Origin of the sequence: Pseudomonas sp. NPDC089395 (assembly GCF_044749525.1) — a bacterium.
Lineage (GTDB): Bacteria > Pseudomonadota > Gammaproteobacteria > Pseudomonadales > Pseudomonadaceae > Aquipseudomonas.
The window spans coordinates 497,793-520,669 of record NZ_JBIVID010000003.1; the positions used below are offsets into that span (position 1 = coordinate 497,793).

Annotated in this window: 19 protein-coding genes; 12 read left to right on the plus strand and 7 right to left on the minus strand. The window is 65.8% G+C overall.

The window, feature by feature from the left end:
- Positions 1 to 65: 65 nt before the first annotated feature.
- From ACIPZG_RS10640 to ACIPZG_RS10660, 5 genes are all read right to left on the minus strand, one after another.
- On the minus strand, positions 66 to 1,439 hold the full coding sequence (locus ACIPZG_RS10640) for a DUF1329 domain-containing protein (protein WP_400713242.1): 1,374 nt from the start codon (positions 1,437 to 1,439) through the stop codon (positions 66 to 68).
- A gap of 67 nt (positions 1,440 to 1,506) precedes the next feature.
- Positions 1,507 to 1,920, minus strand: a complete 414-nt coding sequence (locus ACIPZG_RS10645) for a GFA family protein (RefSeq protein WP_400713245.1) — start codon at positions 1,918 to 1,920, stop codon at positions 1,507 to 1,509.
- Positions 1,921 to 1,944: 24 nt separating this feature from the next.
- Positions 1,945 to 3,333 (minus strand): MFS transporter, encoded by a 1,389-nt coding sequence (locus tag ACIPZG_RS10650; RefSeq protein ID WP_400713248.1) that lies wholly within the window; start codon positions 3,331 to 3,333, stop codon positions 1,945 to 1,947.
- A 69-nt stretch (positions 3,334 to 3,402) separates the two neighbouring features.
- Positions 3,403 to 3,924, minus strand: a complete 522-nt coding sequence (locus ACIPZG_RS10655; protein WP_400713250.1) for a flavin reductase family protein — start codon at positions 3,922 to 3,924, stop codon at positions 3,403 to 3,405.
- A gap of 66 nt (positions 3,925 to 3,990) precedes the next feature.
- Positions 3,991 to 5,052 carry an LLM class flavin-dependent oxidoreductase gene (locus ACIPZG_RS10660; protein WP_400713253.1) on the minus strand — a complete coding sequence of 354 codons (1,062 nt, stop codon included), beginning with the start codon at positions 5,050 to 5,052 and terminating at the stop codon, positions 3,991 to 3,993.
- 84 nt (positions 5,053 to 5,136) lie between these two features.
- Here ACIPZG_RS10660 and ACIPZG_RS10665 point away from each other — a divergent pair, with 84 nt between their 5' ends.
- Positions 5,137 to 6,060, plus strand: a complete 924-nt coding sequence (locus ACIPZG_RS10665; RefSeq protein WP_400713256.1) for a LysR family transcriptional regulator — start codon at positions 5,137 to 5,139, stop codon at positions 6,058 to 6,060.
- A gap of 104 nt (positions 6,061 to 6,164) precedes the next feature.
- Here the strand turns inward: ACIPZG_RS10665 and ACIPZG_RS10670 are convergent, their stop codons facing one another.
- Both ACIPZG_RS10670 and ACIPZG_RS10675 read right to left on the minus strand, forming a co-directional pair.
- Positions 6,165 to 6,725 carry a TetR/AcrR family transcriptional regulator gene (locus ACIPZG_RS10670; protein WP_400713259.1) on the minus strand — a complete coding sequence of 187 codons (561 nt, stop codon included), beginning with the start codon at positions 6,723 to 6,725 and terminating at the stop codon, positions 6,165 to 6,167.
- A 447-nt stretch (positions 6,726 to 7,172) separates the two neighbouring features.
- Positions 7,173 to 7,919 carry an enoyl-CoA hydratase-related protein gene (locus ACIPZG_RS10675; RefSeq protein ID WP_400639831.1) on the minus strand — a complete coding sequence of 249 codons (747 nt, stop codon included), beginning with the start codon at positions 7,917 to 7,919 and terminating at the stop codon, positions 7,173 to 7,175.
- A 116-nt stretch (positions 7,920 to 8,035) separates the two neighbouring features.
- Between ACIPZG_RS10675 and ACIPZG_RS10680 the strand changes: the two genes are divergently transcribed.
- From ACIPZG_RS10680 to ACIPZG_RS10730, 11 genes are all read left to right on the plus strand, one after another.
- Positions 8,036 to 8,683 (plus strand): TetR family transcriptional regulator C-terminal domain-containing protein, encoded by a 648-nt coding sequence (locus ACIPZG_RS10680; protein ID WP_008093403.1) that lies wholly within the window; start codon positions 8,036 to 8,038, stop codon positions 8,681 to 8,683.
- A gap of 76 nt (positions 8,684 to 8,759) precedes the next feature.
- Positions 8,760 to 9,476 carry a response regulator gene (locus ACIPZG_RS10685; protein ID WP_400713262.1) on the plus strand — a complete coding sequence of 239 codons (717 nt, stop codon included), beginning with the start codon at positions 8,760 to 8,762 and terminating at the stop codon, positions 9,474 to 9,476.
- Positions 9,473 to 10,237: a substrate-binding periplasmic protein gene (locus ACIPZG_RS10690; protein ID WP_400713265.1), complete on the plus strand. Its 765-nt coding sequence runs from the start codon at positions 9,473 to 9,475 to the stop codon at positions 10,235 to 10,237. Before ACIPZG_RS10685 ends, ACIPZG_RS10690 begins: the two co-directional genes overlap by 4 nt.
- Positions 10,234 to 12,486: an ATP-binding protein gene (locus ACIPZG_RS10695; RefSeq protein ID WP_400713268.1), complete on the plus strand. Its 2,253-nt coding sequence runs from the start codon at positions 10,234 to 10,236 to the stop codon at positions 12,484 to 12,486. The genes ACIPZG_RS10690 and ACIPZG_RS10695 overlap by 4 nt, the downstream gene beginning before the upstream one ends.
- Before the next feature lie 126 nt (positions 12,487 to 12,612).
- Positions 12,613 to 14,019, plus strand: a complete 1,407-nt coding sequence (locus ACIPZG_RS10700; RefSeq protein WP_400713271.1) for an amino acid permease — start codon at positions 12,613 to 12,615, stop codon at positions 14,017 to 14,019.
- A gap of 256 nt (positions 14,020 to 14,275) precedes the next feature.
- The gene (locus ACIPZG_RS10705) at positions 14,276 to 15,067 is read left to right on the plus strand and encodes an enoyl-CoA hydratase/isomerase family protein (RefSeq protein ID WP_400713273.1); all 792 of its coding nucleotides are present in this window, start codon (positions 14,276 to 14,278) and stop codon (positions 15,065 to 15,067) included.
- Between the two features lie 36 nt (positions 15,068 to 15,103).
- Positions 15,104 to 16,264 (plus strand): acyl-CoA dehydrogenase family protein, encoded by a 1,161-nt coding sequence (locus ACIPZG_RS10710; RefSeq protein WP_400713276.1) that lies wholly within the window; start codon positions 15,104 to 15,106, stop codon positions 16,262 to 16,264.
- Positions 16,265 to 16,282: 18 nt separating this feature from the next.
- Positions 16,283 to 18,382 carry an acetate--CoA ligase family protein gene (locus ACIPZG_RS10715; RefSeq protein WP_400713279.1) on the plus strand — a complete coding sequence of 700 codons (2,100 nt, stop codon included), beginning with the start codon at positions 16,283 to 16,285 and terminating at the stop codon, positions 18,380 to 18,382.
- A 10-nt stretch (positions 18,383 to 18,392) separates the two neighbouring features.
- Positions 18,393 to 20,000 (plus strand): 5-guanidino-2-oxopentanoate decarboxylase, encoded by a 1,608-nt coding sequence (locus ACIPZG_RS10720; protein WP_400713282.1) that lies wholly within the window; start codon positions 18,393 to 18,395, stop codon positions 19,998 to 20,000.
- A gap of 28 nt (positions 20,001 to 20,028) precedes the next feature.
- Complete coding sequence (locus tag ACIPZG_RS10725; protein WP_400713285.1) at positions 20,029 to 21,219, plus strand: pyridoxal phosphate-dependent aminotransferase; 1,191 nt, start codon at positions 20,029 to 20,031, stop codon at positions 21,217 to 21,219.
- Positions 21,212 to 22,627 (plus strand): aldehyde dehydrogenase family protein, encoded by a 1,416-nt coding sequence (locus ACIPZG_RS10730; protein ID WP_400713288.1) that lies wholly within the window; start codon positions 21,212 to 21,214, stop codon positions 22,625 to 22,627. The genes ACIPZG_RS10725 and ACIPZG_RS10730 overlap by 8 nt, the downstream gene beginning before the upstream one ends.
- Positions 22,628 to 22,877 lie beyond the last annotated feature (250 nt).

Here is a 22,877-nt window from a genome sequence, read left to right on the forward strand (position 1 = left end):
TCAGCAGAGGGGAAAAAAAGGGCGGCTGGATAGCCGCCCTGCACAACCCAATGCAACACCGCGACTCAGCGCACGCCCGTCTGGCGCAACGCGGCCGGGGTGTAACTGCTGGTCGACGCCACGGCACCGAATTCGATGCTGCGCTTTTCCTCGTTTTTCAGCCCCAGTACCGAATAGCGGCCCGATTGCAGGTCATAGAGGGCCTCAGCGGTATAGCCGGGTGCTTGCTTGTGGTAGTACTGCTGGGCATGCCCTTCACCGACCCGCCACAGTTGCCCACGCCCGTCGTAGTGATCGACCTCCGCCAGCTGCCAGGTGTCTTCGTCGAAGTACATGTGGCGTGTCGAGTAGATATGGCGTTGACCGGGCTTGAGCTTGGCCACCACTTCCCAGACCCGGTGCAGTTCATAGCGGGTCAGGTCCTGGTTGATATGGCCGGCCTTGATGATGTCCGCGTACTTGAGGCTGGGGGCGTCCAGCTTGTAGCTGTTGTAGGGGATGTACATCTCCCGTTTACCGACCAGCTCCCAGGTGTAGCGGTCTGGCGCGCCGTTGAACATGTCGAAGTTGTCTGCGGTGGCCAGGCCGTCGGCGGCGGTGGCCGGGCCATCGTAGGCGACCTGTGGCGCCCGGCGCACGCGACGCTGGCCGGCGCTGTACAGCCAGGCACCGCGCGGCTCCTTCACCTGGTCGATGGTTTCGTGCACCAGCAGGACGTTGCCGGCAAGGCGCGCGGGCCCGGTTACCCGTTGCAGGAAGTAGAACAAGATGTTTTCTGCCTTGTCCTTGTCCAGGTCGGGCAATTCACGCGGGTAGGAGATCTCGTCCTCGATCTGGATCATGTTGAATGATCCATCGGCCTGCGGCTGGACGCGGGTCGCCAGGCGGTGCAGGTTGCCGCCCCGGTAGCGGGTCATGTGGTTCCAGAGCACTTCGATGCCATTCTTAGGCACCGGGAACGCATAGTAGCGGGTATCGGAAAAACCGCTCAGGCCGTTGCCGCCATCCACTTCTTCGGTCTTGGTCGCGCTGGCCTTGATGATCGAATAGATGTCGGCTGGCAGCGCTGCGGTGCGATGGCTGGGGTATACCGGGATTCGGTAACTGTCCGGGTAGCGCTTGAACATGGCCAGCTGGCCTGCAGAAAGCTTGTCCTTGTACTGCTCGGCATTGGCTGCAGTGATGACGAAAAGGGGTTTCTCGTTGGCAAAGGGATCAGCCAGGAAACCTTTGCCGTCCACCGCGCCCGCTGTGGTTGGCAGGCCTCCGCTCCAGGCCGGAATGCTGCCGTCGGCGTTCGCGGCCTTGACGCTGCCCATCGGGGTCAGGGTGGTGCCCAGCTGTGCGGCCTCCTCGGGGGACACTTTGGCCATCACGGCGGTAGCCAGCAGCGAAAGCGTCAGGACGCCGGATTGCAGCAGTATTTTTCTTGTTTTCATGGACTCGCTCTCAGGGTTTGAACAGGCCAGACCGGCTTCGGTCTACCGTCAGCCGGCCGGGGTGGGGTTATTCGCTGGGTGCCTGCTCGAAGCACGGCAGTGAACGGTCGATGACGACCCAAGGTTGTGCCGAAGCGCACCACAGGTGCAGATTCGGCGGGGTGTTGGCCGGCTTGCTCAAGGTCCCGGCCTTGACGGCCAGCAGCCCCGGCATCGTGGTGATTTCCGAGTACAAAGCCGAGCCACAGCCGCTGCAGAAAAAGCGTCGGACCGGCAAACCGCTACCGCCAGCCTTGCTGTACGAAGCAAGGCCGGTGCCCTGGATCAGGAAGCCTTCGGCCTGCACCAGCAGGTTGACCGAAAAGGCGCTGCCGCTCTGCTTCTGGCAGTCACTGCAATGGCAGACGGCCGTGGACAGGGGCGCCAGGTGGCTGGAGTAGTGGATGGCGCCGCACAGGCAGCTGCCTTCGAGGGTTCTCATGAGGGTGTTCTCGGTGGTGGAGGATTAGTTCGAATGGGCACTGGCAGGCTGCCACTCGCGTGCCTTTAGCGCGGTGCTGGCAAAGCTGCGCTGGGCCAGCAGCAACAGCGGGCAGGCCAGGGCGCAGGCAAGCAGCGTGACGATCAGCAGCGAAAGACCGATGGCGGCGGAGTCGACCAGCAGGTAGTCGGTGATGGCGCCCACCGCGACGGGGCCGATACCGACTCCGAGCAGGTTGAGTACGCCGGTGAACAGTGCGATGAACTGGCCGCGCATGGGCGCAGGCGCTATTTCGACGATCAGCGCTGGGCCGACGCCGAACAGGCACACCCACAGCGCCGCACTCAGGGCCAAGAACGGCAGCGCCAGCGCGGCGCTGGGTGCCAACAGCAGCGGGGTGGCGCTCAGCGGCAGCAAGAGGCTGGCGAGGACCGCGACGCGCAGGTTGCCATTGCTCACGCCGCGTCGACGCCAGTAATCGCCCAGCCAACTGGCGCCAAGCACGCCCAGTGGCGAACTGATGCACATGATCAGGCCCATGACGGTGCCGGCCTTGGCATAGCTCCAGCCGAACGCGCGAACCAGATAGCTGGGTACCCAGGCGCCGCCGCCATACACTGCGGCGTTGTAGCAGCCCATGCCGATCAGGATGGCGACGAAGGTACGCCGATGGACCCGCAGGAACGTCAGCACCTCGCCCAGCGGCACCGCCGGCGTGGCAGGCGTGTGGGTGATCTGCGCAACACGGCCCAGTCGCGGTTCAGGAATGCCAAGTGTCAACAGCAGGATGAACAGGCCCGGCAGGCCGATCGACATCATCGTGGTCTGCCAGGGCGCCAACGTCCCGAGCATGGGCAGCGTCAGCGGATGGGCGCTGAAGTAGCCAAGCACGAGCCCTGTGGCGAGCAGGCCGCCACCCACTCCGATGGGGCCACCGGCACCGAATATCCCCAGGGCACGGCCACGTTTCTCCGGCACGAACAGGTCGCTGATCAGCGACACGGCACCCGGCAGCAGCACCGCCTCGCCAACAGCCACGCCGACGCGGGCCAGCAACAGGTGCCAGAATTCGCTGGCCAGGCCGCTGGCAGCCGTGGCCAGGCACCACAGACCGATGCCGGTGGCGATGATTGCGCGGCGATTGCCGCGGTCGATCAGACGCGCGATGGGCAGGCCCGCCAACGAATAGAAGGCCGCAAAGGTGAAACCGTGAAGCACGCCCATCCAGGTGTCGTTGACGTGCAGTGATTGCTGGATCGGGCCGACCAGCAGGCTGAGGACTTGGCGGTCCATGATCGAGAACACGTAGGCAAGCAGCAGTACGGCGAGGGCATAGCTGGCTCGCCCACGGCTGGGCTGCAGCCGCACCGCCAAGGGCGTGGCCGTGGGTTTGAGGGTGGTTGTGCTCGACATCGTCGGTCATCTCGTAGGCTGGGTCTGTCACCGGGGCCGCGCGGCGTGAAGTCGCCGCGCGGTGCTGCGTTAGCGTGCCGACAACGCGGCGTCCGGTTGCTGCCAAACAGGTGCAAGGCGACGGTAGGCGCCACTGTGGAACACCAGCGGCGCCTTCTCGAAGCGGTCGAACGCGAGCACTTCGCCAACCAGGATGATGTGATCACCCCCTTCGTACTGATAGGTGGTCTTGCACTGGAAGCGCGCCGAGCAGCCCGCCAGTAGCGGGATGTCGCTGGGGCCGCGCTGCAGTTCGAGGCCGGCGAACTTGTCTGTGCTGCTCTTGGCGAAACGGTTGGACAACGGCTCCTGGTCGGTGGCCAGGATATGCACGGCGAAGTCCGCGCCTTCGGTGAACGCGTGGGCCGACGAGGAGCCCTTGCTGATGCTCCACAGCACCATCGGCGGGTCGATCGATACCGAGTTGAAGCTGTTGGCAGTCAGTCCGTAGTCCTGGCCGTCCGCGCCGCGGGTGGTGACGATGGTCACACCGGTGGTGAAGGCGCCGAGCGCTTGGCGGAACTGCTTGGGGTCGAATGGGTGGCGGGTCATCGATGGAACTCCAGTTGCCGCCGGGCGTGCCGGCGGCTGATTGTTATTGGGAAGGAGTGCGCGGGTTCAGCGATTGAGCAACGGCATGACCAGGCGGCCGAAGCGCTCTGCTTCCTCGTGGTGCGGGTAGCCGGACAGGCAGAACCCGCTGCAACCGGCGTCGACGAACGCCTGCAACTGGTCGGCGACTTGCTGCGGGTTGCCCACCACGGCGATGCCTGCGCCGGGGCGCACTTCGGTGATGCCGGTCCACAGATGCGGCGTCATCTTGCGACCGGCAGTGGTGGAGAGCTCTTTCATGCGCTGGTTGGCTACCGACTCGGCCATCATGGTCTTGACCTGTTCGGTCCAGGCCGGATCGGCGCCGTTGACCAGGGCATCTGCCGCGGCCCAGGCTTGCTCTTCGGTTTCCCGGCAGATGATCTGCAGGCGCATGGCGAACTCGATGGCCTCACCGCGGCCATACTTGGCCGCCCGCTCTCGCATGTCCTTGATCTGCTCGGCGATCCGCTCCGGGTAGTCGCCCCAGAACAGGTGCACCGACGAGTGTCGCGCGGAGATTTCCGCTGCCTGCTCCGAACCGCCACCGAGGAAGAACGGCGGATGGGGCTGCTGGAAGGGGGCCGGTATGATTTTCGGGCTGCGCGCCTGGTGGTACTGGCCTTCGTATTCCACGCCGTCTTCGGTCCACAGCCGTTTCATCAGCTCGACTTCTTCTTCCAGCTGCTCGTAGCGCGCTTCCTTGGAAACGATCTGGCCCTCGGCGTAGGCATCCTTCTCGCTCAGGCCGGCGATCAGGTTGAGGTAGATGCGCCCCTTGGACATCTGGTCGAAGGTTGTGACCATCTTGGCCTGGGCGACGGGATGGAGGAACCCAGGCTTGACCGCCACCAGCGCCTTGAGTTTCTGGGTGCGGGCAATGACGAAGGAGGCGGTCACCCAGGCATCCCAGCAGAAAGGGGTCACGGGGATCAGCACATAGTCGAACCCGGCCTGTTCGGCGGCGACTGCTACCCGTTGGAAATGCTCCAGGGACTGCGGGATGCTCTTGCTCGGATCGCTGAAGGCCGTGGTATCGCCAATGGTGGGAATGAACCAGCCAAACTGCAGGGGTTTTTTATTGTTCATGCTTGGGCTCGTGTACGGGGGAACGATGGAGCCACTTAATCAAAGCCTGTACAGTGAGAGAAATGAATATGTGGAATTCTGACCATGAACAGCATGAATACCCGCACGCTAGACCTGAACCTGCTCGTGGTATTCGCGACCCTGTGGGACACACAGAATGTCACCCGTGCCGGTGAACGCCTGGCACTCAGTCAACCGGCGGTCAGTCATGCCCTGCGGCGCCTGCGCGAGCGCTTGGGTGACGAGCTGTTCGTCAACGGACGCCATGGCCTGGTGCCGACCGCACGTGCAGCCGAACTGATTGGCCCGGTGCGCGATGCGTTGGGTCGCCTGGACGAGGCGCTGCAGGGCGCCGCGGCTTTTTTGCCGGCAACGGCCCAGCGCAAGTTCCGCATCGCGTCCGGTGATTTCGTCGAATTCCTGATCCTGCCAAGACTGATCCAGCACATCGCCCTTGAAGCGCCCGGCGTGATGATCGAAGTGGTGCCGCTACCGCCGAGCAGTGCCCTGCCAGCGCTGCTGGAGAATGGCGAAATCGACCTGGTGATCGGTACGCCGCCGTCGCTGGTTGCCGGCCTGTGCGAGGAGTCGATCACCACGGTCCCGCTGCTCACGTTGATCTGGGAACGTGAAGGGGTACCACCGGGACGGTTTCCGCTCGGTCTCTACCTGGAACGGCCGCAAGTGATGATCGAAACCCACCAGCGCCACGGCAACATCATCGACGCGGCCCTCCAGGCCCAGGGCCTGTCTCGTCGCGTGGGGGTACTGGTGCAGAACTTCATGGCGATGCCGGTGATTGCTTCCCAGACGGGGTATATCTGCAATCTGCCAGGGCCGATTGCGCAGGTTTTTGCCGGGACTTTCGGCCTTAGCTGCCATGAGCCGCCGATCGATTTCCCTACACCCGAGCTGATTGCCTACTGGCATGCCCGGTTCGATGCAGACCCGGGTCTGAAATGGTTGCGTGGGCGGATCAAGGCGTGCGTCGACAGCCGCCCGGAATGAACACAAGGTAGCTGGACGATCCCATGCAGCCAGTTAGGGCCCTATCGCCGGCAAGCCGGGGCAGACCGCTCGGGAAATGGGATCTTGCCGCCGTTCTCATCGGCTCAGGCGCCGAGCACGGCGGTGCTTGCCTGTATCAGCCACGCCTCGATCCCGGCCTCGTCCACCGGCCCAGGGCGCCGGCGCAGGCCGTGCGCTGTCTCGACCAGGGCAAAGATCGCCTCGCTGGCGCAAGCCTTGCCGGTGCACGGCAAGGGCGCCCCGCGCCGGTCCTGGTCGATGAACGTCAGCAGCGGCGCACGCAGGCGTCCATGCGCCTGGTCCAGCCAGTGCCACTGGTCGCTCGTCAGGTGCCGGGCTTCATGGCGCAGCAGCAGATCCTCGTGCGGGTGCGAGCGCTGACGGGCCAGCAGAAATCGCAGGTAACCCGGCACGTCACGACTGAACGACCCGTTGTGCCACGCAGCCAGGCGTTGGGCCAGCACCTCGAGCAGCACATCCAGCAACAGGTCCTGTTTGCTCGCCACATGGTGATAGAGGCTGCCCGACTGCAACCCGCACCGCGCCGCCAGCTGGCGCATGCTCATGCCGGCAAAGCCACATTCGGCCATCAGCTCGGCGGCGTGCAGCAGCAGATCGGGCGTGCGAGGAGCGTTCTCGGCCATGGGAAACCCTCTGGTGTCGTAGTTGTGTGCCATCACCCTAGGCGCGTGTCTCACTCGCGGATAGGCGGGGATTGACTGGCTCACTGTATTCACCATTACCGTGCTGGACACCCCCCAAATGGATATTGCCCAACTCAACTCGCTCATTCACGTGGCCGAACGCTTCGTCTTCGGTGATGGTCATTGGATGGTTATTGTTGGGGGAGGCGTTTGCTTACGAACCAAGGGTAGGGCGCGAGGGTGTGCGGAGGATTGGCTTCAGGGGTCAGAAAATGTGCAGCTTTGTCGCGGCTCGATGGCCTTCACTTGTGGGAGCGGGCTTGTCCCGCGAAAGGGCCGGCCCAGGCAACAGAGGTGTATGGCCAGGGCTTCGCCCTGGTTCGCGGGACAAGCCCGCTCCCACAAGTTGATACCCACAAGTGACTGCCAAGACCCGGTTCAGGCAGCCTAGCGCTTCGCCATTGCCGCCAGTGCAGCCTTCGCTTCATCACTGTTCAGCCGCTCGATGAACAGCAGCCCTTCCTTGGCCACCGTCGCCGCCAGCTCTTCGCGATGCGCATCCTTGAGCAAGCGCTTGCTGATGCGCAGCGCATCGGCCGGCAACTGCTGCAGGCGCCGCGCCAGCTTCGTGGCGGCGGCCTGGCACTGTGCGCCATCCTCGAACAGCTCGGTCGCCAGGCCCCACTGCACCGCCCGCTCGCCGTCGATCAGTTGGCTGCACAGCAACAACTGCGCAGCCCGGGCATGCCCTAGCAGCCGTGGCAGCAACAGGCTCGCGCCAAACTCCGGGCACACGCCCAACGGCACGAACGGCGTGCGCAACTTGGCGTCGCGGGTCACCAGTACCTGGTCGCAATGCAGCAGCACGGTGGTGCCGATGCCGATCGCAGGCCCCGCAACCGCAGCGATCAGCGGCTTGTCCAGTGCCAGCACCGCCCACATCATGCGAAACACTGGGCTTTGCAGGTCGGTCGGGGGCTGGTCGAGGAAGTCCGGCAAGTCGTTGCCGGCGGTAAAGCACTCGGCGCTGCCGGTCAGCACGATCACCTCGACCTGCGGGTCGCTGTTGGCCGACTCGAACAACTCCGCCAGCCGCGTGTACATGGCGTTGGTCAGGGCATTGAGCTTGTCCGGGCGATTCAGGCGCAGGGTCAGCAGGCCTTCGTCGAGTTCGTGCTGGATCAGGTCGGTCATCAGGAGCCTCTGTTGTTTTTGTGAGGGGGGCTGAAGCAGGTGTCGCCGGAGTATCGCGTTTCAGGCGACTTGCTGTACAGTCGTTCAACTGGACTATCCCCGCTTGAGGACGACCGATGACCCAGGAAGCCCGCTTCAGCCGCATGCTGCCCGAACTGCGCAAGGCCAATCTGGTCGAGGCCACGCTGGCCTGCCTGAAGCGTCATGGCTTCCAGGGCGCCTCGATCCGCAAGATTTCTGCCGAAGCCGGTGTCTCGGTGGGCCTGATCAGCCATCACTATTCCGGCAAGGACGAGCTGGTCGCCGAGGCTTACATGGCCGTCACCGGCCGGGTCATGCAACTGCTGCGCGAGGCCATGGACCAGGTCGCGCCCAACGCGCGCGAACGCCTGTCGGCCTTCTTCCGTGGCTCGTTCAGCGCCGAGCTGCTCGACCCGCAGCTGCTCGACGCCTGGCTGGCGTTCTGGGGCGCGGTGAAAACCGCCGAGGCGATCAACCAGGTGCACGACCATTCCTACGGTGAATACCGCCGCGAACTGCGCAGCTTGCTCAGCGAACTGGCGCGGGAGGAGGGCTGGGAAGACTTCGACGCGGACCTTGCCGCCATCAGCCTCAGTGCGCTGCTCGACGGGCTGTGGCTGGAGTCGGGCCTGAACCCGGGGACCTTCACCCCGTCCCAGGGCGTGCAGATCTGCGAAGCCTGGGTCGACGGCCTGCAGGCCGGCGGTCGGCAACGTTTCACCCTGACCCGCGAGGGCTGTTGATCGGCCGTTCAGCAATCGCTAGTCTTGGCGCACTCTAATAAGAAACACGCCTACGGGCGCTTCAGGACCCTACGCAATGACCTCTCGCGTACTGATCGTCGACGACGATCCGCTGATTCGTGACTTGCTCCAGGCCTACCTGTCCCAGGAAGGCTATACCGTCAACTGCGCTGCGACCGCGGAACAAGCCGAAGCGCTGTTGGCCGAACAGCCGGTGGAGCTGGTGATGCTGGACATTCGCCTGCCCGGCAAGGACGGCCTGACCTTGACCCGCGAGCTGCGGGTGCGCTCGGAAGTGGGGATCATCCTGATCACCGGGCGCAACGACGAGATCGACCGCATCGTCGGCCTGGAATGCGGCGCCGACGACTACGTGAGCAAACCGCTCAACCCCCGTGAACTGGTGTCCCGCGCGAAGAACCTGATCCGTCGCGTGCGCCACGCCCAGGGCTCCCGGCCGGCCGGGCCTGCCAACGTCACCCTCAAGCAGTTCGGCGACTGGTCGCTGGACTGCGACCGCCGCCGCCTGATCGATCCGCAAGGCGGCGAAACCTTGCTGACCCATGGCGAATTCCAGTTGCTCAGTGTGTTCCTGCGCAACAGCGGCCATACCCTGAGCCGCGACCAGCTGATGGACCAGATCCGCAACCGCGAGTGGGTGCCCAACGACCGCTCCATCGACGTACTGGTCGGCCGCCTGCGGCGCAAGCTGCACGACGACCCGGCCGAACCTGAACTGATCATCACCATCCACGGCGCCGGCTACCTGTTCACCGCCAGCGTGGCCGCGTGAGCCACTACCTGCTCGGCTTGCTGGCGCTGCTGGCCAGCGCGGCGCTGCAGGCCGCAGACACCATTCGCTATTGCGATTATCCGGTGTACCCCCCTGTGTCCTGGAGCGATGGCAAGCAGCCGCGCGGGCTGGCGCCGACGGTGGTCCGCGAGCTGTTCGGGCGGCTGGGCTACCAGGTCGAGATGGTGGTGCTGGGCAACTGGCAGCGCTGCCTGCTCGACGCCGCCGAAGGGCGGGTGGATGTGGTGCTGGCCTACACCTCGGAGCAGCGTGCCCAGTCCATGCGCTTTTCCCAGGTGCCGGTGCTGCGCGAGGAGGTGGCGGTGTTCGCCAACCGCCAGCGCCCGCTCAAGTTCGACAAGCTCGAAGACCTGGCCCAGTACCGCGGCGGGCTGCTGTTTGGCGAAAGTTACGGCCCCGAGTTCGACCGCTTCGTGGCCAAGCACCAGAACATCGAATGGGTGTCGGACAGCGGGCAGAACTTTGGCAAGCTGATACGCGGGCGCATCGACTTCGTGATCCAGGAGCGGCGCACCGGCCAGCTGTTCGTCGAGTCCCTGCCCGGTGCCCGGGACATCGTCGCGTTGCCGGCGGCATTGAGCGTCGACTACCTGCGCGTGGCCGTGTCGCGCCGCTCGCCACTGAGCGAGCGGATGAGCGAGGTCGACGCGCAGCTGCAGAAGATGACCGACGCCGGCGAACTGGAGCGCTGGCTGCATGAAAGCGAGGTCACCTACCGCGACATGGTCAGCCAGCCATGACCCGCCTGCAACCGGGGGGGCTGCTGCGTCGGCTGCTGCTGTTCATCCTGCTGTTCAGCCTGTGCTTCACAGTGCTGGCCAGCAGTGTGCAGCTGTATTTCGAGTACCGCCGCGAGATGCGCGAGATCGATGCGCGCATGGCGTTGATCCGTGCGGGTTACCTGGCCAGCCTGGAGCGCAGCCTCTGGGACCTGAACCAGGAGCAGCTGAACGTGCAATTGCGCGGGCTGGTGGACTTTTCCGACGTGGCGCTGGTGCGTCTGAACAGCGCCGACTTCACCTTGCAGCAAGGAGATCCGTCGCCTCAGGGCCCGCTGCGGGTCGAACGTTTTCCCCTGGACTACCAGCCACCTTCCGGGCCCTCGCGCCACCTGGGCGAACTGGAGGTGAGCATCGACCTGGGCGCGGTGCACCGGCGGCTGTTCGCCACCGGGCTGACCAGCCTGTTGTGGATGAGCGTGTTCCTCTGCGGCTTGGCGCTGGCGCTGTCCGGGCTGTTCTACCGCCTGGTCACCCGCCACCTGCAGGTCATGGCGGATTTTGCCCGGCGCATCGGTGCCGGGCAGTGGCACGAGCCGCTGCGCCTGAACAAACGCCGCTCCCCGCACAGCGACGAGATCGACAGCGTGGCGCTGGCGCTGGATGACATGCGCCGGGCGATCCTCAGCGATATCGAACGTCGCGAAAGCGACCGCCTGGCCTTGCAGGACAAGCGCGACGAGCTGCAGAAGCAGGTCGAGCGGCGCACCGCGAGCCTGATGCGCGCCAAGGATGATGCTGAAGCGGCCAACCTGGCCAAGTCGCGCTTCCTCGCCACCATGAGCCATGAACTGCGCACGCCACTGAACGGCATCCTCGGCATGGCCGAACTGCTGCGTGGCGCGGGGCTCGCGGCAGACGATCGCAAGCGACTGGAGGCCTTGTACAAGGCTGGCGAGGGGCTGCTCGGTATCCTCAACGAAGTGCTGTACTTCGCCCGCCTCGAAGAGGGCGAAAGCCACCCCGAGGCCGTCGATTTTTCCCTGCGCCAGCTGTGCGACGAGGTGCTGACCCTGCTCGAACCCCGCGCGCTGGCCAATGACAGCGTGGTGCTCTGTCGCATCGACCCGCAGTTGGCCACGTACCAGCACGGCGCCGAGCAGTACCTGCGCCAGGTGCTCAGCAACCTGCTGGCCAATGCCATCAAGTTCACCGAGGGCGGCGAGATCCTGGTCGAAGTGCAGGTGCTGCAGTCACCGCCTGGGCGCCAGCACCTGCGGCTGAGTGTCACCGACGACGGCATTGGCATCTGCGAGGCGATGCAGCCGAAGATCTTCGGCCGTTTCGTCCAGGCCAGCGAGTCGGTCGCGCGGCGCTATGGCGGCACCGGCCTGGGGCTGGCGATCAGCAAGCACCTGGTGGAGCAGATGGGCGGGCAGATCGGCGTGCGCAGCCGCGAGGGGGAGGGCAGTTGCTTCTGGTTCGAACTGGAACTGGCGACGGCGCAGGCCCCCCAGGCACTCGCGCGAGCGCTTCCCAGCGCGGCGCCGCTGGAAATTCTGGTGGTGGAAGACGTGGCCTTGAATCGTGAAGTGGTGCGCGGGCTGCTGGAGCGCGACGGGCACAAGGTGTGGTTGGCCGAGGATGCCGAGCAGGGGCTTGAGCTGTGCGCGCAGCGGCGCTTCGACCTGCTGCTGCTGGATGTGCACCTGCCGGGCATCAGTGGTGTTGAGCTGTGCCGGCAGGTCCGCGCCGGCCACACGCCCAACCGCGAGACGCGCATCCTGGCGCTGACGGCCAGCGTCCAGCCGGCGCTGGTGCGTGCCTACCTCGCTGCGGGTATGCAGGGCGTGCTGGGCAAGCCGCTGAAACTTGCCAACCTGCGCCAGGCCCTGGCCGGGCAGGGCCTGGAGGAACAATCGGCAACGCCCACCTGGCTTGACCACGAGCTACTCGACACGCACCGCATGCTGCTGGGCGAGCAGAAGCTGCAGGGCCTGCTGGCCTCGTTGCTGGACGCCCTGGCGCAACACCGCCAGCCCCTGCTCGAAGCGGTCGAGGCGGGTGACTGCACCGAGGTGACCCACCTGGCCCATCGACTGGCGGGCAGCAGCGATTCCATGGGCTTGTGTGGCCTGGCTGCGACCTTGCGGCAGCTGGAAGAAAGCGCCTCGGCACGCGACAAACCTGGCGTGCGGGCAATGGCCGACGTGCTGCGCGAGCACCTGCAGCGCGGCGAAGACAGCCTGGCTGAACTGCTGGCGGGCTGAGCGACAAAAATCTTACGACTTTTTACATCTTTGATCTTTACGTTCAACCGGGGCTTACATCGCTTTCCAATAATCGGGGTCAACCGCTGCACACGCGGTCTTCGACGCTTATTGGAGATAATAATAATGAAAGGCCGTAAAGCTGAAGGTATCCACCTCACACGGGCATTGAAGAGCCGGCACATCTTCATGCTCTCGCTCGGTGGCGTGATCGGCACCGGGCTGTTCATGGGTTCGGGCGTGACCATCAACCAGGGCGGGCCGGTGGGCGCGATCCTGGCGTACCTGGTGGCCGGTTTCCTGATGTACCTGGTGATGGTCTGCCTGGGTGAGCTGTCGGTGCAGATGCCGGTGTCCGGCTCGTTCCAGGCCCATGCGACGAAATTCATCGGCCCGGCCACGGGCTTCATGATCGGCTGGGTGTACTGGATGAGCTGGGCGACCACCGTGGGCCTTGAGTTCACCGCCGCCGGCATGCTGATGGAACGCTGGTTCCCCGGGGTGCCGATCTGGTACTGGTCGGCGCTGTTCGTCGCGGTGCTGTTCGGCATCAACGCGCTGGCCACCCGTGCCTTCGGTGAGGCGGAATACTGGTTCGCCGGCATCAAGGTGGCGGCGATTCTCGGCTTCATCATCGTCGGCGTGCTGGTGATCTTCGGCGCCATCCCGCTGACCAGCGGGGAGCCGGCACCGATGATGAGCAACCTGATCGGCGATTCGCTGTTCCCCAATGGCTTGTCGGCGGTGTTCGCCGTGATGATGACCGTGGTCTATGCCTTCCAGGGCTGCGAGATCATGGGCGTGGCGGCGGGCGAGACCGACCAGCCGGAGAAGAGCATCCCGCGCGCCGTGCGCAACGTGGTGTTCCGTGTGCTGATCTTCTATGTGCTGGCGATCGTGGTGCTCTCGGCCATCGTGCCGTGGCAGCAGGCCGGGCTGATGGAAAGCCCGTTCGTGCAGGTGTTCGACATGGTCGGCATTCCCTTTGCGGCGGACCTGATGAACTTCGTGATCCTCACCGCGATTCTCTCGGTGGGCAACTCCGGCCTCTATGCGTCTACCCGCATCCTCTGGGCGATGTCCAAGACCGGCATGGCGCCCAAGAGCCTGTCGCCGCTGAGCAGCCGCGGCGTGCCGTTGCGCGCCCTGTTCATCACCCTGTGCTTTGCGCTGGTCTCGCTGATGACCAGCTTCGTCGCCGCAGACACCCTGTTCATGGTGCTGATGGCGGTGAGCGGGATGTCGGGCACGGTGACCTGGATCGTGATTGCCTTGGCGCAGTACCGGTTCCGTCAGCAGTTCCTGCGTGATGGCGGGCAGTTGAGCGAGCTCAAGTACCGGGCGCCGCTGTATCCGCTGGTGCCGTTGCTGTGCATCACCCTGTGCAGCTCGCTGTTTGTGTTCCTGGCGATGGATGAGACGCAGCGGCCTTCGTTGTATTGGGGCTTTGGGTTCATTGCGCTGTGCTATGCGGCTTATTTCCTGGTGCAGCGCAAGCGTCAGGGGGTTGGGTTGGAAGTGCCGGTGGCATGAGAAGGGGCTGGTAGGTGTTCGCCGGTGTCTTTGCAGCGCCTATGAGATCGAGCGCCGCCCGCGCGGCGCTCGATTTCATAGGCGCTGAAAACCTGTCGGCATGCGCCTGTTGGCCAAACACGATTCGGATCCGTTCCTGATATTTCACTATTGTTCGAAGTTGTAACACCGCTTCCTCGCCAATTGCCTCCTTACTGAACACTCGTTTAGCATGAGCCTCAGGTCTTACCCCCATCACAATAATTCGAGGCCCGTCATGACCGCTCCGTCGTCCCTACTCACGCAGGTTGAAGCCGGCGTCGCCTGGATCACCCTGAACCGCCCCGAACAGCGCAACGCGCTGGACATTCCAACCCTGAAGAACCTGCACGCCACCCTTGAGGCGTACAACACCGACCCGGCCGTGCGCGTGGTGGTACTGACCGGCACTGGCCGCAGCTTCTGCGCCGGCGCCGACCTCGCCGAATGGGCCGAGGCCGAGGCCCGTGGCGCCCTGGAAACCTACGGCTGGACCGAAACCGCCCACGCCCTGATGCAGTGCCTGCACAGCCTGGACAAGCCCACCATCGCCGCCATCAACGGCACCGCCGTCGGCGCCGGGATGGACCTGTCGCTGTGCTGCGACCTGCGTCTGGCTGCCCAGTCGGCGCGCTTCAAGGCCGGCTACACGAGCATGGCCTACTCGCCGGACGCCGGTGCCAGCTGGCACCTGCCACGGCTGATCGGCAGCGAGCAGGCCAAGCGCCTGCTGTTCCTCGACGAACTCTGGGGTGCCGAGCGCGCCCTGGCGGCCGGCCTGGTCGGTGAAGTGGTCGCCGACGACCAGCTGCCAACTGCTACCGCCGAACTGGCTGCGCGCCTGGCCCAGGGCCCGACCTTCGCCTTCGCCCAGGCCAAGCGCCTGATCCGCGACGGCGCCTCGCGCACGCTTGCCGAGCAGCTCAGCGCAGAACTCGCCGCCGGCCTGCTCTGCGGGCGCAGCGAAGACGGCGCCGAAGCCCTGCGTGCGGCCACGGAAAAACGCGCGCCGCGCTTCACCGGCAAGTAAGCACTCACTCATTCCCCGGTTACCCAGGAACAGGCCATGAATTTCCAACTGACCCAAGAACAAGAAATGTTGGTGGATGCCGTACGCAGCTTCGTCGCCAAGGAGCTGCTGCCCCATGAAGAGGCCGTGGACCGCGCCGACGAAGTCTCCCCGCAACTTGCCGCGCAGATCCGTGGCAAGGCCATTGCTGCCGGCTTCTATGCGTTCAACATGCCCGAGGAAGTGGGAGGCGGTGGCCTCGACTACCTGTCCCAGGCCCTGATCGAACGCGAGTTGTCGAAAGTCTCCTGGGCCCTGCACGTGTTCGTCGCGCGGCCTTCGAAGATCCTCATGGCCTGCACCGGCCAGCAGGTCGAGGACTACCTGCTGCCGTGTATCCGTGGCGAGAAGACCGACTGCTTCGCCCTCACCGAACCGGGTGCCGGCTCCGACGCCAACTCGATCAAGACCCGCGCCGTGCGTGAAGGTGACGACTTCGTCATCAACGGCAGCAAGCACTTCATCAGCCATGCCGGGCACGCCGACTTCGCCATCGTCTTTGCTGTAACCGACACCTATGAGCACAACGGCAAGAAGCGCAACGCCGTGACCGCGTTCCTGGTCGACCGCGGCACCCCGGGCATGACCATCCGCCGCGGCCCGAAATGCGTGAGCAACCGTGGCTACCACACCTACGAGCTGTTCTTCGACGACTGCAAGGTGCCGGCCGCCAAGGTACTCGGCGAAGTCGGCAAGGGCTGGGACGTGGCCAACGCCTGGCTGACCGCAGGCCGGGTGATGGTCGCGGCCAACTGCGTCGGTCAGGCCCAGCGCGCGCTGGACGTGTCGCTGCAATGGGCGGCCGACCGCAAGCAGTTCGGCCAGCCGATCGGCACCTACCAGGGCGTGTCGTTCAAGCTCGCCGACATGGCCACGCAGATTCGCGCCGCTGAACTGCTGACCCTGCACACCGCCTGGAAGATGGACCAGGGCAGCATGACCGACGGCGAGGCCGGCATGGCCAAGCTGTTCGCCAGCGAAGTGCTCGGCAAGGTCGCCGACGAGGCGGTGCAGATCTACGGTGGCATGGGCCTGATGGACGAGGGACCGGTCGAGCGCATCTGGCGCAACGCGCGGATCGAGCGGATCTGGGAAGGCACCTCGGAGATCCAGCGGCACATCATCTCCCGCGAACTGCTGCGCCCACTGCTGCGCTGACCGGACCGGAGAATCGCCATGTCGCAAGCCATTCGTGACAACCTAAAACGCCTGCTGGCCCCCCGGCACCTGGCTTTCGTCGGCGGGCGCAGCATGGCCCGCGCGCTCAAGCGCTGCGCCGACGGCGGCTACCAAGGCCAGATGTGGCTGGTGAACCCGCAGCAGGACAGCATCGACGGCGTCCCCTGCGTGTGCAGCGTGGCCGAGCTGCCCTGCGCGCCGGACGCGGTGTTCATCGCCACCAACCGCGAACTGACCCTGACCTGTGTCGCCGAACTCGCCGCCAAAGGCGCGGGCGGGGCGATCTGCTACGCCTCGGGCTTCGCCGAAAGCGGCGCCGAGGGCCAGGCCCTGCAACAGCAGCTGCTTGCCGCCGCCGGCGACATGGCCCTGCTCGGGCCCAACTGCTACGGCCTGCTCGACTACCTGCACAGTTCCGCCCTGTGGCCCGTGGCCCATGGCGGCAAGGCGGTGGAGAAGGGCGTGGCGGTGCTGACCCAGAGCGGCAACTTCGCCTACAACCTGTCGATGAGCGACCGTTCGCTGCCGGTGGCCTACATGGCCTCGGTCGGTAACCAGGCGCAGCTGGGCATCGCCGAGCTGATGGACGTGCTGCTCGACGAGCCCCGCGTGACGGCCATCGGCCTGCACCTGGAAGGCCTGAAGAACGTGCCAGGCTTCGCTCGCGCGGCCCACAAGGCGCTGGAGAAGGGCATCCCGATCATTGCGCTGAAGACCGGCGTGTCGCAGATCGGCGCCGAGCTGGCGCTCAGTCACACCAGCTCGCTGTCCGGCTCCGACGCCCTCTACGACAGCCTGTTCGAACGCCTGGGCGTGATCCGCGTCAGCGGCCCGGTCAGCTTCGTCGAAACACTCAAGGCCGCCGCCTGCGGCAACCTGCCCAAGGGTGACAGCCTGATCGCGCTGGCCTGCTCGGGCGGCGATGCGGGGCTGATCGCCGACTACTCGGAATGCAATCAGCTACGCCTGCCGGCACTCGACGCTAGCCAGGTCGAGGAACTGGCCCAGGTGCTGCCGGCCTACGCCAACCTGGTCAACCCGCTGGACTTCACCACGGCGATCTGGGGCGACGGCCCGGCCAAGCAACGCATGCTCGACAGTGCCCTGCGCAGCGACGCCGACGCCGCGATGCTGGTGCTGGACTACCCCGCCGAATTCACCGGCGAGCGCAAGGAATGCGACCTGCTGCTGGAGCTGTACTGCGCGGCGCTCAAACGCCACGGCAAGACCGGCTTCGTCACCTCGGCCTTCCCCGAGCTGCTGCCGGCCAGCGCCCGCGAGCGCTTGCACGCTGCCGGTGTACCGGCGCTGCAAGGGGTGGAGGATGGCCTGGCAGCATGGGGCCGGGTGGCCCGCTACGCGCAGAAACGTCAGGCCTTGCTGGCGCTGGGCGAGTCGGCGCTGGTGCCGCTGTGCCCGCAGGCGCTTGCCGGTGACAGTCAGCTGCTCAACGAGTGGGAATCGAAACAGGCCCTGCGTGGCTTCGGCCTGCCCATCCCGAATGGCGTGTTGAGCAGCCCGCAGAACGCGCTGGCCGATGCCCGCGAGGTCGGCTTCCCGCTGGTGCTCAAGGCCGTCAGCGCGCAGTTGCCGCACAAGACCGAAGCCGGTGCCGTGGCGCTGAACCTTGGCGACGAGGCGGCGCTCGGCCGCGCACTGGAGCTGATGCGCACACGCATTGCCGCCTACGCGCCAGAGGTTCCCTTCGACCAGGTCCTGCTTGAACCCATGGCCAGTGCGCCACTGGCCGAGCTGATCGTCGGCATCAAGCGCGAGCCGGACTTCGGCCTGGCGCTGGTGATTGGCGCGGGCGGCATCCTCGTCGAGCTGCTCAAGGACAGCAAGAGCTTGCTGCTGCCGACCACCGACGGCGCCATCCGCAATGCGCTGCTCGGCCTGCGCAGCGCGGCGCTGCTGCAAGGCTTTCGTGGCAAGCCGGCAGCGGACCTGGACGCGCTGGTCGCGGCCATCCGTGCCGTGGCCGACTACGCCTGCGAGAACGCCAGCCAGCTTTTGGAGCTGGATGTGAACCCATTGATGGTCGGTGCCACTGGCACCACCGCGGTCGATGCCTTGATCCGCCTCGGCCAGGTGTAAGGACATGAACATGACGAACCCAACACTCACTGGGGGCCAGGCGTTGGTGCGCCTGCTGGCCAACTACGGCGTCGATACCGTCTTCGGTATTCCCGGTGTACATACCCTGGAGCTGTATCGCGGCCTGCCCGGCAGTGGCATCCGCCACGTCCTGACGCGCCACGAGCAGGGTGCCGGCTTCATGGCCGACGGCTATGCCCGGGTCAGCGGCAAGCCGGGGGTGTGCTTCATCATCACCGGCCCCGGCGTGACCAACGCGGCCACCGCCATCGGCCAGGCCTATGCCGACTCGATCCCAATGCTGGTGATCTCCAGCGTCAACCACACCGCGAGCCTGGGCAAAGGCTGGGGCTGCCTGCACGAAACCCAGGATCAGCGCGCCATGACCGCGCCGATCACCGCCTTCTCGGCCGTGGCCCTGAAGGCCGAGGACCTGCCCGAGCTGATCGCCCGCGCCTACGCCGTGTTCGACAGCGAGCGCCCGCGCCCGGTGCATATCTCGGTGCCGCTGGACGTGCTGGCGGCGCCGGTGGCGCGGGACTGGAGCCATGAGGTGGTGCGCCGTCCCGCGCGCGGCCCGGCCAATGCCCAGAGCCTGGAACAGGCAGCCAGCAAGCTGGCGGCAGCCAAGCGCCCGATGATCATCGCCGGCGGTGGCGCGCTGCAGGCGGGTGCCGAGCTGCAGTTGTTGAGCAAGCGCCTGGCCGCGCCGTTCTTCACCAGCGTGGCCGGCAAAGGGCTGGCGCCGCTGGACTCGCCCCTCAACGCCGGCTCTACCCTGTGTGTGGAAGCGGGCTGGGAGCTGATCGCCGAAGCCGATGTGGTGCTGGCAGTCGGCACCGAGATGGCCGACACCGACTTCTGGCGCGAGCGCCTGCCACTGAACGGCGAGCTGCTGCGCGTGGATATCGACCCGCGCAAGTTCAACGACTTCTACCCCTGCGCGGTGGCGTTGCACGGCGATGCCCGGCAGACCGTGGCGGCGCTGCTCGAACAGCTGCCGGACAGCGCCCGTGATGCCACCCAGGCCAGTGCTGCGGTGGTGCGTCTGCGCAGCGCCGTGCAGGCGAGCCATGGCCCCTTGCAGTCGATCCACCAGTCCATTCTGGCCCGGATCGCCGCAGCGCTGCCGGACAATGCCTTCATCAGCACCGACATGACCCAGCTGGCCTACACCGGCAACTACGTCTTCAACAGCCGGGCGCCACGCAGCTGGCTGCACCCGACCGGCTACGGCACCCTTGGCTACGGCCTGCCGGCGGGGATTGGCGGGATGTTCGGCAGCGCCGACCGCCCGGGGCTGGTGCTGGTCGGTGACGGAGGCTTTCTCTATACGGCGCAGGAGCTGGCCACTGCAGTCGAGGAACTGGACCGCCCGCTGGTGGTGCTGCTGTGGAACAACGACGCACTCGGCCAGATCCGCGACGATATGCTCAACCTGGACATCGAGCCTATCGGCGTACTGCCGCGCAACCCGGACTTCGCTGGCCTTGCCCGCGCGTTCGGCTGCACGGTGGCCGAGCCGCAGAGCCTCGATGAACTGCAACGGGACTTGCGCGGCGGCTTCGCCCGCAACGGCGTGACCCTGATCGAGCTCAAGCACGCCTGCGCGCGCTGAGCCCATCCCGCACAACAGGATACTTGCCATGCGTTTTTCCTCATTGACCCAACGAATCGCCGGTGACGGCGCTGCTGCCTGGGAGATCCACTACCGCGCCCTGGCCATGCTCGAACAGGGCCGCGACGTGCTGCTGCTGTCGGTAGGCGACCCGGACTTCGACACCCCGGCGCCCATTGTCCAGGCGGCAGTGGACAGCTTGCAGGCCGGGCACACCCATTATTCCGATGTGCGCGGCAAGCGCCGCCTGCGCGAGGCCATCGCCCGTCGTCACCAGCAGCGCAGCGGCCAGGCGGTGACGGCCGACCAGGTGACGGTGCTGGCCGGGGCGCAGTGCGCGCTGTTCTGCGTGGCGCAGTGCGTGCTGGAGCCGGGCGATGAGGTGATCGTCGCCGAGCCGATGTATGTCACCTACGAAGCGGTGTTCGGCGCCTGCGGTGCCAAGGTCGTGCCGGTGCCGGTGCGTTCGGAGCACGGTTTTCGCGTGCAGCCCGAAGACGTCGCGGCGCGCATCACCCCGCGCACCCGTGCCCTGGCCCTGAACAGCCCGCACAACCCCTCCGGCGCCAGCCTGCCGCGCAGCACCTGGGAGGCCCTGGCAGAACTGTGCATCGCCCATGACTTGTGGCTGATCAGCGACGAGGTGTACAGCGAGCTGCTGTTCGACGGCGAACACATCAGCCCCGCCAGCCTGCCGGGCATGGCCGAGCGCACGGCGACGCTGAACAGCTTGTCCAAGTCCCATGCCATGACCGGTTGGCGGGTTGGCTGGGTGGTCGGCTCGCCGGCGCTGGCCGGACACCTGGAAAACCTGGCGCTGTGCATGCTCTACGGTTCGCCCGATTTCATCCAGGATGCAGCCGTGGCGGCGCTGGAGCTGCAGTTGCCGGAGCTGGAAGCCATGCGCGAAGCCTACCGTCAGCGCCGTGACCTGGTGTGCGCAAGCCTTGCCGACTGCCCAGGCGTGCGGGCACTCAAGCCCGATGGCGGGATGTTCGTGATGGTCGATATCCGCGAGACCGGGCTCAGCGCGCAGGACTTTTCCAATCGCCTGCTCGATCTGCATGGCGTGTCGGTGCTGGCGGGTGAAGCCTTTGGCCCGAGTGCGGCCGGGCATATCCGCCTGGGCCTGGTGCTGGGTGCCGACCCCCTGCGCGAAGCCTGCCGACGCATCGCCCTGTGTGCCCGCGAGCTGATGGAGGCGCAGCGCAATGCGTGAATACAGCCGCTTGTTCATCAATGGCCGCTGGCAGCAGCCGGTGGGGCAGGGCATGGCTGAGGTGATCGACCCGGCCAGCGAGGCGGTCGCGGGCAAAGTGCCGCTGGGCAACGAAGAAGATGTGAACCGGGCGGTCGATGCAGCGCGCAGGGCGTTCGCCGACTGGTCGCGGACCTCATCCAGCGTGCGGGCCGGCTTCATACGTGACCTGGTCGAGCAGCTCAAGGCGCGTGCCGACGAGATGGCCAGCGTGATTACCGCTGAACTGGGCATGCCCGTGCAATGGTGCCGGTCGGTGCAGGTCGACGGGCCGATTGCCGGACTCGAGCAGTACATCGAGTTGGCCGGCTTGATGGACGAGGTGCGGGAAGTTGGCAACTCGCGGGTGTATCGCGAGGCGGTGGGCGTGTGTGCGTTCATCAACCCTTGGAACTACCCGCTGCACCAGCTGATCGGCAAGCTGGCACCGGCCTTGGCTGCCGGCTGCACGGTGGTGGTCAAGCCAAGTCAGGAAACCCCGCTGCATGCGTTTTTGCTGGCCGAGATGATCGAGGCCATCGGGCTGCCGGCTGGGGTGTTCAACCTGGTCAGCGGGCCGGGGTCGAAGGTGGGTGAGGCGCTGGCGCGGCATCCGCAGGTGGACATGGTCTCGTTCACCGGCTCCACCGGTGCCGGTGTGCGGGTGTCCGAGGCGGCGGCGCCGTCGGTGAAGCGCGTGTGCCTTGAACTGGGGGGCAAGTCGCCGTTGCTGATCACGGCGGATGCGGACCTTGAGGCGGCGGTGCGCTATGGCGTGCAGGATGTGATGATCAACTCCGGGCAGACCTGCACGGCGCTGACTCGGATGCTGTTGCCGGCGTCGCGTTATGCCGAGGCAGTAGAGATTGCTGTGGACGAGGCGCGTGGGTTGGTGATGGGTGACCCGCAGGACCCGCGCAGTTTCCTCGGGCCGATGTGTTCGGCGGGGCAGCGGCGCACGGTGCAGGAGTACATTCGGGTCGGGCTGGAGGAGGGCGCGCGGTTGTTGTGTGGCGGGGAGACGGCGCCGGGGTTCGAACGCGGGTTCTATGTGCCGCCGACGATTTTCGCTGATGTGAACAACCGGATGCGTATTGCCCAGGAGGAGATCTTTGGGCCGGTGTTGTGCCTGATTCCTTATGGCGATGAGGCTGAGGGGATTGCGCTCGCCAACGATTCGCCGTTCGGGCTGTCCAGCGGCGTTTGGGCCGGGAGCCGGGACAAGGCGTTGCAGCTGGCGCGGCAAATGCGGGCGGGGCAGTGCTTCGTCAATGGTGGGGCGTTCAATTACCAGGCGCCGTTTGGGGGGTACAAGCAATCGGGGAATGGGCGGGAGTGGGGGGAGGAGGGGTTGAGCGAGTTTGTCGAGATCAAAGCTATTCAGCTCTAGTGTCGCGGTGGCGCATTGGGTGCTTGGCGTTGGGGATTTTGCGCCTGTGAGATCGAGCGCCGCCCGCGCGGCGCATCGCGGATGAATCCGCTCCTACATTTGTTGCAACGTGCCTATGTCTGATAGGCCATGGTTGCCAGCTTTGTTGGTACGACGGAGGGTGTCAGAAATTTTGTGTTCGGGCATAACATGAGTAAGAGGTGCATGTATGCCAACCAAAAAGAAATCTGAACGCCAACCAGTGCGAGAG